Origin of the sequence: Rhodobaculum claviforme (assembly GCF_016653255.1) — a bacterium.
Lineage (GTDB): Bacteria > Pseudomonadota > Alphaproteobacteria > Rhodobacterales > Rhodobacteraceae > Rhodobaculum > Rhodobaculum claviforme.
On sequence record NZ_NHSD01000241.1, the window covers coordinates 1 to 12,406 of the forward strand.

The 12,406-nt window shown below is 68.7% G+C and carries 17 protein-coding genes and 1 pseudogene; 9 read left to right on the forward strand and 9 right to left on the reverse strand.

What is annotated here, in order from left to right; all coding sequences use genetic code 11:
• Nucleotides 1-82 precede the first annotated feature (82 nt).
• A complete protein-coding gene (locus CCR87_RS08660) occupies nucleotides 83-604 on the forward strand; it encodes a PGN_0703 family putative restriction endonuclease (protein ID WP_420850158.1) in 522 nt (173 codons plus the stop codon).
• A gap of 4 nt (nucleotides 605-608) precedes the next feature.
• Here the strand turns inward: CCR87_RS08660 and CCR87_RS08665 are convergent, their stop codons facing one another.
• The 6 genes from CCR87_RS08665 to CCR87_RS08690 form a co-directional block, all read right to left on the reverse strand.
• Nucleotides 609-1,622 (reverse strand): major capsid protein, encoded by a 1,014-nt coding sequence (locus CCR87_RS08665; RefSeq protein ID WP_201157131.1) that lies wholly within the window; start codon nucleotides 1,620-1,622, stop codon nucleotides 609-611.
• A 24-nt stretch (nucleotides 1,623-1,646) separates the two neighbouring features.
• Nucleotides 1,647-2,018, reverse strand: a complete 372-nt coding sequence (locus CCR87_RS08670; protein ID WP_201157132.1) for a head decoration protein — start codon at nucleotides 2,016-2,018, stop codon at nucleotides 1,647-1,649.
• A gap of 6 nt (nucleotides 2,019-2,024) precedes the next feature.
• Nucleotides 2,025-2,327, reverse strand: coding sequence for a hypothetical protein (locus CCR87_RS08675; RefSeq protein WP_201157133.1), 303 nt, complete (start codon nucleotides 2,325-2,327; stop codon nucleotides 2,025-2,027).
• Nucleotides 2,324-3,085 carry a head maturation protease, ClpP-related gene (locus CCR87_RS08680; protein WP_201157134.1) on the reverse strand — a complete coding sequence of 254 codons (762 nt, stop codon included), beginning with the start codon at nucleotides 3,083-3,085 and terminating at the stop codon, nucleotides 2,324-2,326. The genes CCR87_RS08675 and CCR87_RS08680 overlap by 4 nt, the downstream gene beginning before the upstream one ends.
• A gap of 4 nt (nucleotides 3,086-3,089) precedes the next feature.
• The gene (locus CCR87_RS08685) at nucleotides 3,090-4,526 is read right to left on the reverse strand and encodes a phage portal protein (RefSeq protein WP_242511930.1); all 1,437 of its coding nucleotides are present in this window, start codon (nucleotides 4,524-4,526) and stop codon (nucleotides 3,090-3,092) included.
• Nucleotides 4,527-4,647: 121 nt separating this feature from the next.
• Entirely contained in the window at nucleotides 4,648-4,863 is a 216-nt protein-coding gene (locus CCR87_RS08690) for a phage head-tail joining protein (protein ID WP_201157136.1), read from the reverse strand.
• A gap of 352 nt (nucleotides 4,864-5,215) precedes the next feature.
• On the opposite strand from CCR87_RS08690, the gene CCR87_RS08695 reads away from it, so the two are divergent.
• Genes CCR87_RS08695 through CCR87_RS08705 form a run of 3 tightly spaced genes read left to right on the forward strand, consistent with a single transcriptional unit; the run spans nucleotide 5,216 to nucleotide 6,998 of the window.
• On the forward strand, nucleotides 5,216-6,145 hold the full coding sequence (locus CCR87_RS08695; protein WP_274609764.1) for a helix-turn-helix domain-containing protein: 930 nt from the start codon (nucleotides 5,216-5,218) through the stop codon (nucleotides 6,143-6,145).
• Nucleotides 6,142-6,435, forward strand: a complete 294-nt coding sequence (locus CCR87_RS08700) for a hypothetical protein (RefSeq protein ID WP_201157138.1) — start codon at nucleotides 6,142-6,144, stop codon at nucleotides 6,433-6,435. The genes CCR87_RS08695 and CCR87_RS08700 overlap by 4 nt, the downstream gene beginning before the upstream one ends.
• A complete protein-coding gene (locus CCR87_RS08705) occupies nucleotides 6,432-6,998 on the forward strand; it encodes a hypothetical protein (protein WP_201157139.1) in 567 nt (188 codons plus the stop codon). The genes CCR87_RS08700 and CCR87_RS08705 overlap by 4 nt, the downstream gene beginning before the upstream one ends.
• Before the next feature lie 113 nt (nucleotides 6,999-7,111).
• Here CCR87_RS08705 and CCR87_RS08710 read toward each other — a convergent pair whose 3' ends face one another.
• The gene (locus CCR87_RS08710) at nucleotides 7,112-9,106 is read right to left on the reverse strand and encodes a phage terminase large subunit family protein (RefSeq protein WP_201157140.1); all 1,995 of its coding nucleotides are present in this window, start codon (nucleotides 9,104-9,106) and stop codon (nucleotides 7,112-7,114) included.
• Entirely contained in the window at nucleotides 9,054-9,638 is a 585-nt protein-coding gene (locus tag CCR87_RS08715) for a hypothetical protein (RefSeq protein ID WP_201157141.1), read from the reverse strand. Before CCR87_RS08715 ends, CCR87_RS08710 begins: the two co-directional genes overlap by 53 nt.
• Nucleotides 9,639-9,749: 111 nt before the next feature.
• Here CCR87_RS08715 and CCR87_RS08720 point away from each other — a divergent pair, with 111 nt between their 5' ends.
• The 4 genes from CCR87_RS08720 to CCR87_RS08730 all read left to right on the forward strand — a co-directional run bounded on the left by CCR87_RS08720 (nucleotide 9,750) and on the right by CCR87_RS08730 (nucleotide 11,819).
• Complete coding sequence (locus tag CCR87_RS08720; protein WP_201157142.1) at nucleotides 9,750-9,998, forward strand: hypothetical protein; 249 nt, start codon at nucleotides 9,750-9,752, stop codon at nucleotides 9,996-9,998.
• A 36-nt stretch (nucleotides 9,999-10,034) separates the two neighbouring features.
• Nucleotides 10,035-10,250 carry a hypothetical protein gene (locus CCR87_RS08725; protein ID WP_201157143.1) on the forward strand — a complete coding sequence of 72 codons (216 nt, stop codon included), beginning with the start codon at nucleotides 10,035-10,037 and terminating at the stop codon, nucleotides 10,248-10,250.
• Nucleotides 10,251-10,354: 104 nt separating this feature from the next.
• Nucleotides 10,355-11,119 (forward strand): DUF3489 domain-containing protein, encoded by a 765-nt coding sequence (locus CCR87_RS17255; protein WP_338048898.1) that lies wholly within the window; start codon nucleotides 10,355-10,357, stop codon nucleotides 11,117-11,119.
• Complete coding sequence (locus CCR87_RS08730; protein WP_338048899.1) at nucleotides 11,019-11,819, forward strand: DUF429 domain-containing protein; 801 nt, start codon at nucleotides 11,019-11,021, stop codon at nucleotides 11,817-11,819. Before CCR87_RS17255 ends, CCR87_RS08730 begins: the two co-directional genes overlap by 101 nt.
• Before the next feature lie 9 nt (nucleotides 11,820-11,828).
• On the opposite strand, the gene CCR87_RS08735 is transcribed toward CCR87_RS08730, so the two are convergent.
• Nucleotides 11,829-12,209, reverse strand: a complete 381-nt coding sequence (locus tag CCR87_RS08735; RefSeq protein ID WP_201157145.1) for a hypothetical protein — start codon at nucleotides 12,207-12,209, stop codon at nucleotides 11,829-11,831.
• A gap of 86 nt (nucleotides 12,210-12,295) precedes the next feature.
• Here CCR87_RS08735 and CCR87_RS08740 point away from each other — a divergent pair.
• Nucleotides 12,296-12,406 (forward strand): annotated as a pseudogene (locus CCR87_RS08740) (IS5/IS1182 family transposase); the annotation flags it as partial.

A 12,406-nucleotide genomic window follows, 5' to 3' on the forward strand; every position in this document is an offset into this window, starting at 1 on the left:
CCCTCGTTGTCCAGGACCAACCGCACCGCGCGGTCACGCACTTCCTGAGAAAACTTGTTCGTTGTCTTGCTCATGATGCTCCATCCTACTCAAGAGTTGGAGCCTCCGGCAAACCCGGCGCGGTTCAGACGTCCTTGTCAGGGGCCCCGGAGCGGTCGTGGGGATCGAGTCCAAGCTGACGGAGTATCTCGCGACGCACCGCGCCGTGTTCTCGCCCGCCTATGCGGAGCAGATCCGCGACGAGCGCCGCGAGCAGGGGTATTTCCGCGAGATGCTGCGCCTGATGGACGCGCCCGACAGCTACGTCTGGCTGGATGCCGCGCAGATGATAAAGCATGCCTTCGGCCTGGCCAGGACCTTCGGCGGTCGCCCCGTGACGCTTCTGTACCTGTTCTGGGAGCCCGCGAACCCGGAGGCGCATCGGGTGTTCACCGAGCACCGTCAGGAGATCGCGGATTTCGCAGGGCCGGTGGCCGGGTCGACACCGGCCTTCGAGGCCATGAGCTATCCCGATCTCTGGGCCCGCTGGCAGGAGACAGGGCCGGCGCCCTGGCTGGCCCCGCATCTCGATGAACTTCGTGCCCGGTACGAGGTCACCCTCTGAGTGATCAGGTCCGCCGGGCGCTGCGCAGCACCTGCGGTCGGGTGCAGATGGGCAGCGGGTTGCTCTCGATCTCGAGGCGCACCCATTCGTCGCGATCGCGGTCGGGGATCATGCGCGCATAGAGCGGCAGGCCCAGCGTGTTCACGGTCTCGAAGGTGTCGGCGGGGCTAAAGTAGATCTCGAACAGGCCCTCGACGCCCTCGGGATAGAAATACGCCTTGTCGGTCGGCACGCCGAAGCCGAGCCCGCCCCGGTAGCGGCGGAAGGTGATGCCGCCGAAGCTGACCTCCTCGCCCACGCGGCCGCGCAGGTCGGCGGCAGCGGCGGTGTTGAGATAGGTCTCGCGCACCTCCTTGTGCGCCACCAGGTCGGCGAAGAAGGCCGAGCCGCATTCGGCGCGCAGCTGCACCTGGCCGGCCGCGAGGCCGCCGAGGCTGTCCTCGACGCTCTCGATCATCGCCTGGCAGCGTTTGCGCAGCGCCCCCGAGGCCGGGGTCGCGTTGTCGAGGTCGAAGTCCGCCTCGGCCGCGGGCGCGATGCCGAACTCGGTGTAGTAGTTGATGACGGTCGCCCCATCCTTCGGGTCCTTCACCACGCCCTGGATGCCGTTGAAGAGGTGGAACTCGAAGGTGGCCTCGGCATCGTTCCGGAGCCGCCCCAGCTTGTGGGCGACCTCGGTCTGGACCTGCTGGACCGCCGACTCCGAGCCGAAGTCGCGGATGCCCTGGATTTCCGAGGCCCAGAGCACGTCCTGCTTCTTGAACTGGCGCACGACGAAGGCGCGCATCTCGCGGCGCTCGGGGATCTGGCTCTCGTAGGCCGAGCCGCGCTCGGAGAAGGGGATCAGCTGCAGCGTGCCGTCGCGGCTCTCGATCATCACGGTGCGGGTGCGCACGCCCCGGCTGCCGAACAGCTCCGCCCCCGAGAGGATCGCGGGCTTGAAGGGGATGTTCTCGAGCGCGCGGGTCAGCTCGATGATGGTGAAGGCATCACCTTCGAAGATGTCCATGGTGGCCATGGCGGTGTCCTTTCTCTGTCTGGCTCAGCGCAGCAGGATGCCGAGCGCGGCCAGCGCCGTGGTTGCGGTGGCGATCTGTCCCTCGGTCGCGGCGTCGGGCCAGGCAATCTCGTGGCGGTTGACGAGGGCGGGGCCGCGGACGAGCACGACGCCCGGGGCATCGGCATCGCTGGCATCGGCCGGACCCCAGAGGATGCCGGCGGCGTTCTGGCTGCCGTTGGAGGCGCCGGGCGTCAGCACGGTGTACTTGCCGCCTGTGGTGATCCGGCCCAGCACCGTGCCGGGGGCGAGCTTGCCGGCTCCGGACGCGAGGGTGACGGTCTCGCGGGTGTAGTCGCGCAGGACTTCCCAGATCAGGAAGCTGCCGGGGTGCGGGCCTTCGGTGAGCACGGCCATGGGGGACTATCCTTTCGTCCTGAAGGTGCGGGCGATGACATCGCCCCAGGGGCGCGCGACCGTGGAGCGGCCGGGCTGCGGGTGATGCGGGGTGATCTCGGGCCCGGCCTCGGCGCGGGCGGCGAGCAGCGTGGCGCGGATCTCGTCGAGGCTGGCGTCCCCATCGAGGAACCGGCCGGCCAACTGCGGCTGGCCGGCGAGGCGGCAGAGATCGACAACGGCCCGGGCGTGCGCCATGGCCTCGGCGCGGATGGCACTGGCGTCGCGGCCCGCGTCCGGGGCTGCGTTGGCGGCCGCAACGCAGCTCACCGTCCCAGCCGGAGGGATGTTGTGGTCTGCAACATCCGTGCTTGTGCTGTGGGGCTGCAGCGCAGCTTGGGCGACACGTCGTCGTTCCCAACGATGTCGTCTCCAACGATGTCGCCATGGGCTTCGGAACCGTTCCCCTCCGGAACGGTATCAGTGGCGGCCGCGACCGCCTCGACCAGCTCCGTCGGCGCGTTGCGGAAGCGGGCGATGTCGAAGCGGGCGGCCATGCGCACCGGCTCGGCGAGGCGGGTGGCAAGGCCCGCGTCCAGCGCGTCCCTGGCGTCGAACCAGGTCTCGGCCGTCATCAGCGCGGCGATGTCCTCGGCCGACCGCCCCGACCGGCCGGCATAGCCCGCGACCAGGCTGCCCTTCACCTTGTCGAGCGCCTCGGCCATGGCGCGCATGTCGTCGGCCGTGCCCATCACCAGCCCCGCGGGGTCGTGGATCATCAGGAAGGCGTTCTCCGGCATGACGATCTCGTCGCCCGCCATCGCCACGTAGGAGGCGGCCGAGGCGGCGATGCCGTCGATCCAGACCGTGACCGTCCCCTCGTGCCGCTTGAGCGCGTTGTGGATCGCCACCGCGTCGAACACCGACCCGCCCGGGCTGTTGAGCCGCAGATCGATCGGCGCCGCGTCGGGCAGCGCACCCAGTTCTTCGAGCAACCCCTTGGCCGAAGCGCCATGGGCGCCGATCTCGTCATAGATTGCCACTTCCGCGCCGGTCCCCCGGGCGCGGATCGCATACCAGCTGGTCATGCTGTCACTCCTGTTCTGTCGGGGGATCGGTCGCCGATGCGCCGTCGCCGACTTCCGGCCGGGTGGCGGGCGTGGCCCGCGCCCCCTGCGTCTCGCCGGGGCCGGTGCGGTAGCTGAGGCCGAGATCGGCCGCGCGGCGGGCGTCGGTCACGTTCTCGCGGTCGACTTCCTCGACGTCATAGCCGGTGGCCTCGACCACCTTGCGGCGCGAGGTGATGCCCGCCTCCATCGCCAGCACCTGCGCCTGGATGTCCTTGAGCGGATCGACCCAGTCCCAGCGCGGCGGGATCCACTGCACCGCCCGGAAGCGCCCCGGCGCCGCCGGATACCCCGGCAGGTCGAGCACGCCGGCCAGCACCGCCGTCTCCATCCACCGCGCCCAGATCGGGCGACAAAGCTGATGCGCGAGCACCCCGTGCTGCAGCTGCTGCACCCGGCGGCGGAACTCCACCAGCTCCGCCCGCAGGCTGGAGTAGTTCGCCTGCCGCACATCGCCGGTGACGAGGTGATAAGGCAGCCCCAGCGACGCCGAGACCGCCAGCAGCGTGCGGTACTGGAACGCCTCGTAGCCGCCGCCCACGTCCGCGGGCGAGGAGAACTTCACGTCCTCCCCGGGCAGCAGCACCTGCATGGTGCCGGGCTCGAGGCTGGCGAGGGCGGCCCCGTCGAGGTCAGCCTCGGCCTCGCCGATCAGCGCCTCTTCCGGCGCGGTCTTGGTGATGAAGCCCGCGAACATCGCCGCGGTCTTCTTCCGGTCCAGCTCGGCGTCGTCGTATTGATCGAGCAGGAACAGGCGCACCATCGCCGGGGCCACATGCGGCAGCCCCCGGATCTGGCCCGCGTCGATCGGGCGGTAGATGTGCAGAACGTCCCCGGCCGGCACCCGAACCGTCTCGGGGATGACGTCGCCCCGATCCGTGCTGTCCCCCGGATGGCGGCGGCGGAAGTGATAGGCCACGCGCCGGCCGATGGCGTCGAACTCGATCCCGCAGCGGATGCGGTTCGCGTTCGCCGCAGTCTCGGTCTTCTCGAAGGGCAGCATCTCGGACTGCAGGAGTTGCAGCTGCAGCGGCACCAGCAGCCCGTCCTCGGACCGGCGCAGGCGCATCCGGACGAAGCACTCGCCGGCCACGAACATCTCGCGCGCCACCATCGCCTGCAGCCCGTAGAAGTCGGTCAACCCGTCCGCGTCCGCCTCGTCGGTCCAGGCGAGCCAGCGGCGCTGGACGCGATCGCGCACCGCAGCGTCCTCGATCAGCGAGGACGGCTTGATCCCGTCGCCCACCATGTTCGACGCAAAGGCCTCGCAGGCGTTCGCGGCATAGCCGTTGGTGACCACCAGCTCGCGCGCCCGCGCCAGCAGCCGCGGCCCGCCCGAGGCGACCAGCGCGTTGATGTTCTCCAAGGGCGGGTTCCAGCCGCGCAGCCGGCGCCGCGCCATGGCGCCCTCGAGCCGCGCGCGCAGTCCAGAGGGACCGTGGCTCCGGGGGAGCCGCGTAAGCCCGGAGGACGCCGGGCCGCCGGTCTCCCGGCGGCGGAACCTGTCGAACAGCCCCATAGTGTCAGAGCCCCTTCGCCGTCGTCACGCGGACCTGCCGCACGATCCGCCGCCCTTCGGCCGCCGCGATCTCCCGATCCAGCGCCTCCAGCGCCCGGTCGATCTCCGCGAGGCTGCGATACTCCACGGTCTTGCCGTCGTAGCTCACGCGGGCGACCCCGGAGGACCGCTGCGCCAGCAGCGCCTCGCGGCGGGCGCGAAGATCGGTGAGTGTCGGCATCGGAAACTACCCGCCAAGGTGAGGTGTCAGGGCGACGGCAGTAGCCCCGCCGCCAAACGTCTCCCCGCCGCCGGTACCCGCATCAGAGTGCAGGCCATCGAGCCGGGTACATGGCCTTGTCGCGGCACGGCGCTTCCGCGAACCCATCGAATGGCACTGGTCGACGCCATGGCACGGCAAGATCCTCCATGAGGATCCGGAAGTCACCCAACGACGGTGCCACGAACAGGGACATGACGGCCGAGGCTGATCTCTTATTGTCGCCCGGAAGACGTCACAAGTCGTCGCTTTGACATCTTGTGGCATCAATGACTGGTGCTATTTTTGTCCCGACAGACATATGGAGACAGAAATGCCAATCATACCAGAGACACATAAGGCTCTCCGCGAGATGCGTGGCCTCTCCCAGCAGCGCCTTGCTGACCGCTCCAAAATCAGCAAGCGCACAATTGCGCGCATCGAGAACGGCAAGATACGCCCGGAAAAGGTGCGTACGCACACCCTCGAGAGCCTGGCGAAAGCGCTGGAGGTGAAGCCCCCTGATCTCTGCAAGCAGATGAGCGAGTTGAGTGACGTGGATTGGAAGGAGTACGGCTACACCCCGTTGAAGCTCCTGATCCGCGATGACGTTCGAAGCAACTATCGCTGGGTGGCCCAGCATTATGGGGTGAAGCCCAACGACCTGATCGATGCGGCGCCGTGGATGTTCACCCTATTGGCGGAGCTGAGCCTGGCGGAACGGCGCCGGCAGCTTGAGGCGTCGAAGGCAGCAGTGCATGCAGCATTCCAGCTCGTACCGGGCCACCTGAGGCATGCTCAGGCCGGTCTGTTCCATTTCGAGGACGCGGAGTCAGATGAGGAGAAGTCCCTGGCCGCACGGGATATCTTCGGGAGGCTGGTTCTTGAGACGGACCACTCGGCGGACCCGTTCAACCCCGAGGAAACAAACCCCTTCATCGACTTCCTGCGTCGCACTGCGGCAGCAGTCGACGGCAAGGCCATAGACCCAGAGCATCTTGAATTGCCCTACGGCGATGGCCTCCCCGAATGGCCCGTCTTCAAGACCTGGCTCGACGAACTAACCGGCGGCGATGACTGGGCGGATTTCGCGCTGGCCAATCTGGAGGGCATGGTCGAAGACATGCCTGATGAACTGAAGCGTGAGCAAAAGACCTCCGAGCGTGTTCAGTGGCTCATCGAACAGATCCCGGCTGAGGTGAAGGCCCGCGAGGAAGAGCGGCGAGCCAAATGGGGCATCGATCTCGCGGAGATCAAGCGATGAGCATCCTCGCCCTCACTCGCCACGCCGAAGCCCGTGTACGCCAGCGGGGCCTGCGCGAGCGCGATCTCGCTCTGGTTCTCGAAGCCGCCACCCCGCTCGCTCACGATGCGTGGCTGCTGACAGCTGCCGACGCCGACCGCGAGATTGCCCGCCGCAAGCGCGAAATCGAGCAGCTCCAGCGGCTGCGCGGCTGCAAGGTTGTCGTCTCGGGAGATGCCATCGTTACCGTCTGCCATATGCGCCCTGCCGCCGGGCGACGCGCACTTCGCAATGGGAGGGCGACCCGTTGAACGTGATCCAGCCGTCACCCACCATCCTTGTGACGTTGCGCGAGTCCACCGTCGCCATGCTCATGGCGCTGCGCAGCGGCGACGAAACGCTCGACGCCGTCACGGCCCGCTGCGCCGATCTGGCTCGGAATGCGGCACCCATCGAAAAGGCTCATGTACCGGCCCTCGCGCCGCCGGTGCCGGCGTCAATAGCGCCGCCCGTCGCCTCGACGACCTCGACCTGGCCTAACTCCATCTCCGGCACCTATGTCGCCTCGGTTCTTGGAGTGCCTGTCGGCGCCGATACGCTGGGGGCGCTGCTCCGCAACGTGGTGGATGCGATCCATGAACTCGACCCTGCCGCCATCGAGCGATTGTCTGAGATGAAGGCGCGAATACGTCGCTACGTCGCTCGCGAGCGCGAGCAGGTACATGGAGGCCGCGGGGACCTGAGTGTCTTGCAGACCCGTTCCGGCTGGTGGATCAGCGCCAATATCGGAGAGCAAGATCTCGTCCGATCGCTCACGGCGCTCTGCCGAGCAAGCGGTCTCCGCTACGGGCACGACATCCGGTTTCCAGCCTGAAAAGTGCGTCGGACTGCCCAAGCTTTCGCGCCGATCAGCGCCATTCGTGATCGACCGGAGCTCAATAGTCTACGTGCCGAGGATCGGCCATGAATGACGCTGTCTAGTCGGCCTCACCCCATGTAGCTCGACCGCACCGTCCGCCGCCGCGCGGAGACGCGCGGGGTAACCGCCCCCGCCACCGGGGTGGGAGCGTCCGGCACCGCGCCTGCTTTCGCCCCGAGTTGGGTTTCCAGATCGGCCCAGCGGGCTTCGGGCCAGCGGTCCGCACCGGCGATCCACGCGGCAGCGCGGGCGTAGACCCGCGTGTCCAGCGCTTCGTTGCGCTCGCGCAGCTTCTGCCACTCGAGCTTCGAGAAGCCGCGGCGCGTCTTGACCGTCACCAGCTGCTCGGCGGTCAGCTGCTTGAGCCATTCGCCATCCGCCCAGTTCGGCAGGTGCACCGTTCCCGTCGGGAACGAAGCTCCGGCCGCGATCTCCTCCGCCGTTGGCCGCTCCTGGCGCAGGAAGCGATAGGTCTCGGCCTTGAACGTCGAGGTGGCGACCGTCCAGAGCCGGGCGCCGCGGCGCAGGCGCCGGCCGGCGACGGTGGCGTCGACATAGGTCGGCCCGGTCACAGGGCTCGCCCGGTTGAAGCCCTCGACGCCCTTCACCGGCGCCACCTGCGCGAAGCCCACGGCCCGCGCCCAGCCATAGACCGCGCTGGTCTCGAAGCCGGTGTCGATCGCGAGCCGGGCGATGGTCAGGTGCTGCCCACTGGCATGTTCCCACGTCCGCCCCAGAGTGTTGGTCGGCTGCTGCCAGCAGGCCGGATCGCCAGGACCGCCCTCGAGCACGAGGTGATCGACCAGCCAGCTTTCCAGTCCCCGGCCCCAGGCCCAGACGTCGACCTCGATCCGGTCCTTCTGCACATCGGCGCCGGCGGTCAGGAACAGCCCGCCCGCGGGAACGGTGCTCGGCGCCCAGGCCTCGCGGCGGTCAGCCAGCCGCTGCCAGTCGGGGGCCTCGCCGGTCTCCATCCTGGTCTCGCCGAGGATGGTGTTCCGGAACGCCCGCATCGCTTCGTCCGATCCCCGTGCCGCCTCATGCGCCCGCGCGATCCGCACCCAACTCAGCCAGCCCACCGGCGAATAGAGCGCCGAGAGGTGGTAGCCGACCGTCAGCGGATCGGCGGAGGTCGCGGTCGCCCGCCATTCCCCCGCCGCCAGCATCGCTGTCTTGTGGTGCTCGGCGATGGGCGCCTCGCAGCTCTCGCAGTGGTACGCGGCCGTCTCGGGCCGCCCCTTCTCCCAGCGCAACCGCTCGAACTGCAGCCACTGCATCTCGCCGCAATGCGGGCACGGCACGAAGAACCGCTGCTGGTCGCTGGCCTCGAACTCCCGCTCGATGCGCGACAGCCCCCGGATCGTGGGCGTCGAGACCAGGAACACCTTGCGTCGGTGCGCGAATGTCAGCGACCGCGCCTCGGCCAGCGTGACGGGGTCACCCTCCTCGTCGGCCGAGGCCGGATAGGCGTCCACCTCGTCGAGGAAGATGTAGCGCGCAGGGGTCGAGCGCAGCCCGACCGCCGAGTTGGCGCCAGTCATGATCAGGATGCCGCCGGCGAACTCCTTCGACAGCATCGTGTTGCCGGCGTCGCGGGAGCGCGCGGGCTTCACCCGCTCGCGCAGCTCCGGGCTTTCCTCGATCAGCGGGTCGATGCGCTGGCGCGAGTTCCGCTTGGCCAGTTCCACCGTCGGCTGCACCGCCAGCATCGGGCCCGGTGCGTGGTGCATGACGAAGCCGATGAAGCAATTGCCCCCTTCCGTCGCGCCCAACTGAGCTGCCTTCATGAACACCACGCGCTGCACCGGATCGCCGGGGCTGAGCCGGTCCATGATCTCGCGCATGTAGGGCGTGCGCGCGGTCCGGTACCGCCCCGGCTCGGCCGAAGCGCGCGAACTGAGCCAACGATGCCGGTCGGCCCATTCCGATACCGTCAGGTCCGGGTCGGGCCGGATCCCGCGCGACCAGGCGCGCAGCAGGTCACCGGCGCCGTCGAACCTGGCGACGTCCTCATCCAAGCCCGACCCGGATCTCGGCGAGGCTGTCGAGCTGGGCGCGGACATGGGCTTCCAGAACCTTCTGCATCAGCGCCGCCTCCACCTCACCCCCATCCCCCAGCGCCGCGGTCAGCTCCGCCGCCATCAGCGCGGCGGCCCGCGCGGGCCAGGTGACGCATGCGTCGCGTTCCTCGCGCGCCAGCCGGAACATCAGCGTCTCGGCGCGCGCCCGGTCGACCAGTTCGCCCTTCAGCCTCGAGAGCCGGAGCCGCCGCTCCTGCGCCTTCATCACCTCGTTCGCGGTCCTGGCTTGCAGGAAGGTGGTGCTCCCACCGACCGCGGGCGCGGCAATGCCCTGCTCGCGCAGCGTCTCGCCCACCGCGCTGACGGCCGCCTCGGGCACCGGCTTCAACCTCCGAGCGGGTGGCTTGCGGGTCTTCGACGGGTCCGTTGTCTCAGCCCGGCGCGCATCGCTCGCCGCTGCGTCAATGGAGCCGTCGGTGAACAGCACCAGCCGCTCCGCTGTCTTCGCCTTCTGGATCGCGCCGCGTGACAGACCGACATGTGCGGCGTACTGGCGCTCGCTCATGCCCTGCATCGACGGCTCCGATTATCATTCAGTTTCATGTGCTTATCGAGTTGATAAGCCTCGCGGACAGAGCGAACACAGTCCCACGACGACGATGCAACTCACCACGGAGCCCCGACCATGACCGCCCCTGCCACCACCACCGGCCTCATCCGCGCCGCCGCCCATGCCCTGATCCGCCGCGACACGCTGGCCATCGAGGACCTCGCCCGCATCAGCGACGGCTGGCTCCAGAGCGACGACGCGGCCGAGGCGCAGCGCCTGCTCCTGCAGGCCATCCTCGAAGCCGCCTGCCTGCTCGAGGGCGAGCCCAGCGACCTGCTCGCCGGGATCGAGGACGAGGCCGCCATCCTGTTCGATGCCGAGTGACCCTCGGCACCCAGCAAGACCGAAAGGACCCCCGCCATGAGCACCACCACGATCCGCATCGACCACGCCGCCCTTCCGGACCAGTTCGACCGCTCGCGCCCCGACGACGTCGCCGAGGCCATCGAGGCCGCGCTGCGCGAGGACGGGATCGCGGCCGAAGCCTCCGACGTCATCTCGCATCTCATGATCGAGCTGCCCACCGCGCAGCTGGCTGCGGCCAGCGCTGCCCTGCCCGGGATGGGGCTGACTTGACACGCGACCCGACGCACGGACCTCTGCCGCGCCTCCCCGAGGGAGCGCGGCTCGGGGTGGTAGAAGCCCCCGCATGCCGCGCGGGCCGAAACCGGAGACGACCCATGATCAAGCTTTCCGACACCCAGCTCGTGATCCTCACGGCCGCCGCGCAGCGCGACGACCGCAACGTGATGCCGCTCCCCGGCTCGCTCCGCGGAGGTGCCGCCGCCAAGGTGGTACGCGCGCTTCTCTCCCGCGGGCTGGTCACCGAGACGACGACGGATACACTGACCAAGGCCGACGTCGCGCTCAACCGCATCTGGCGAAACGATGCGGAGGGCCGCGCGGTCCTCCTCCACATCAACGATGCAGGCCTCGCCGCCATTGGTATCGAGAGCGACACCGCCGACAACGCGCCCACGGGCGCCGACGTGGCGCTCGACGCGAGCCCCCCGCAGGACGCGCCCGCCGCGTCTGACCCAGCGCCCAAGGCGGGCACACCGCGCACGGGTACGAAGCAGGCGAAGCTGATCGAGATGCTCCGCGCCGAGGGCGGCGCCACCATCGAGGAGATCGTGGAGGGCCTGGGCTGGAGGTCGCACACCGTCCGCGGCGCCATGGCCGGCGCGCTGAAAAAGAAACTCGGCCTGACCATCACCTCCGAGAAGGTCGAGGGAAGAGAAAGGGTGTATGACTGGAGGCCTGAATCGCTTCCGCCGGGAGAGAATTGCGATAGGCTGCTTTGCGGAGGACGGCATGAAGCTCACGTACCCGCAAAGCAGCGCGATCTTCTTCGGTTTCGACTCGGCGTGGACGGACGCCCCCCGCAACCCGGGAGCCATCTGCGCGATCTCCTTCAGCCCACAGGGGGTCGTGAGGTTCGATGAACCACGGTTCGTGTCCTTCGATCAGGCAGCCGCATACGTCGAAGCCGCGAGCGGCGGGTTCGCCTACTCGCTCGTCGCCGTCGACCAACCCACCGTGGTGCCGAACCAGACCGGGAGCCGGCCGGTCGACAAGGTTGCCGGGTCACTGGTCTCCTTCATCGGCGGCGGCGTGCAACCGGCGAACCGTGGCAAGCGCGGCATGTTCTGCGACGCATCTCCCATCTGGCGCTTCCTTGCCGCGCTCGACTATCCGCAGCGCCCGCTGGAGGCGCGAGCGGCAACCGCCGGCCGTCACCTCATCGAGGTCTTTCCCGCGCTCGCCCTGCCGGCCCTGAACGCCAGCTTCGCCCGCCGCCTCGCGGCGCCGAAGTACAATCCGCAGAACCGCAAGAAATTCCGGCGGGATCACTGGTCGTCTGTCGCGACCACGATTGCATTGAACGCCGACGCTCTCGCTGTTGACGATCTCCGCGACTGGGCCACGGACATGGCCCTGATCACGGCCCCGAGGAAGGCCGACCAGGATCGACTCGACGCCGCGCTGTGCGCACTGATCGGTCTGATCTGGCGGGCCGGTCCGCCAAATGCCGCGGCCTGCATCGGCGATGTGGGTTCTGGCTACATGGTCACCGTGCTGTCGGATGCAACGCGCGACCGGCTTCGAGGCGCTGCGCTCAAGCGTGGCGTTCCATTCTCATAGTCGCTGTGCTCAACGGTCCTCGACGTCGATCCGGTCGGCGATGTCCGGGGCGATCAGCCCCGCATGCAGCGCCAGCAAGATCAACCTCGCATCGACCGAGTCGCCGGCGGCGATGGCCGCCTCCAGACGTTCGTCTGCCCGGTCAGCAGCCCGCGCCCCGTTGCTTTCGACGAACGGATCGCGGCCGAGGATGCAGTAGGCGAGAAGCGTCGCGGCCTCGGCGAAGCGGGCCTCCTGCGGGGCCGCGGTGGCTTCGCGCTTCAGAAGCCGGACCACCGTGATCTTCACGGCCTCCGGCACGAGAAGCGGATGCACGCCAGAGGCGCGCAGCGCATCGTCGAGCGCATTCATCGCGGCCGACTTGCCGAACAGGCTGAAGAGACGGAGCATCAGGCGAGCCTAGGCTCAGGACCCATTGATCTGCTTGCGGCTCGCCGGTTGGCGTGATTCACGGCCCTCGATCAACGGGGGGCATGATGAGCAATCTGTTCTGGCTGACGGACGCGCAGATGGCGCGGCTACGACCGTTCTTTCCAAAGAGCCATGGCAAGCCGCGGGTCGACGACCGACGTGTGCTGAGCGGGATA

What these genes read in the sequence shown, in the direction of transcription:
- CCR87_RS08665 (WP_201157131.1), bottom strand. Translation starts at nt 1,622, where the DNA reads ATGGCCACCATGGACATCTTCGAAGGTGATGCCTTCACCATCATCGAG.
- CCR87_RS08725 (WP_201157143.1), top strand. Translation starts at nt 10,035, where the DNA reads ATGAGCACCACCACGATCCGCATCGACCACGCCGCCCTTCCGGACCAG.
- CCR87_RS08685 (WP_242511930.1), bottom strand. Translation starts at nt 4,526, where the DNA reads ATGGCGCGGCGCCGGCTGCGCGGCTGGAACCCGCCCTTGGAGAACATC.
- CCR87_RS17255 (WP_338048898.1), top strand. Translation starts at nt 10,355, where the DNA reads ATGATCAAGCTTTCCGACACCCAGCTCGTGATCCTCACGGCCGCCGCG.
- CCR87_RS08680 (WP_201157134.1), bottom strand. Translation starts at nt 3,085, where the DNA reads ATGACCAGCTGGTATGCGATCCGCGCCCGGGGGACCGGCGCGGAAGTG.
- CCR87_RS08670 (WP_201157132.1), bottom strand. Translation starts at nt 2,018, where the DNA reads ATGGCCGTGCTCACCGAAGGCCCGCACCCCGGCAGCTTCCTGATCTGG.
- CCR87_RS08735 (WP_201157145.1), bottom strand. Translation starts at nt 12,209, where the DNA reads ATGCTCCGTCTCTTCAGCCTGTTCGGCAAGTCGGCCGCGATGAATGCG.
- CCR87_RS08720 (WP_201157142.1), top strand. Translation starts at nt 9,750, where the DNA reads ATGACCGCCCCTGCCACCACCACCGGCCTCATCCGCGCCGCCGCCCAT.
- CCR87_RS08695 (WP_274609764.1), top strand. Translation starts at nt 5,216, where the DNA reads ATGCCAATCATACCAGAGACACATAAGGCTCTCCGCGAGATGCGTGGC.
- CCR87_RS08710 (WP_201157140.1), bottom strand. Translation starts at nt 9,106, where the DNA reads ATGTCCGCGCCCAGCTCGACAGCCTCGCCGAGATCCGGGTCGGGCTTG.
- CCR87_RS08690 (WP_201157136.1), bottom strand. Translation starts at nt 4,863, where the DNA reads ATGCCGACACTCACCGATCTTCGCGCCCGCCGCGAGGCGCTGCTGGCG.
- CCR87_RS08715 (WP_201157141.1), bottom strand. Translation starts at nt 9,638, where the DNA reads ATGCAGGGCATGAGCGAGCGCCAGTACGCCGCACATGTCGGTCTGTCA.
- CCR87_RS08700 (WP_201157138.1), top strand. Translation starts at nt 6,142, where the DNA reads ATGAGCATCCTCGCCCTCACTCGCCACGCCGAAGCCCGTGTACGCCAG.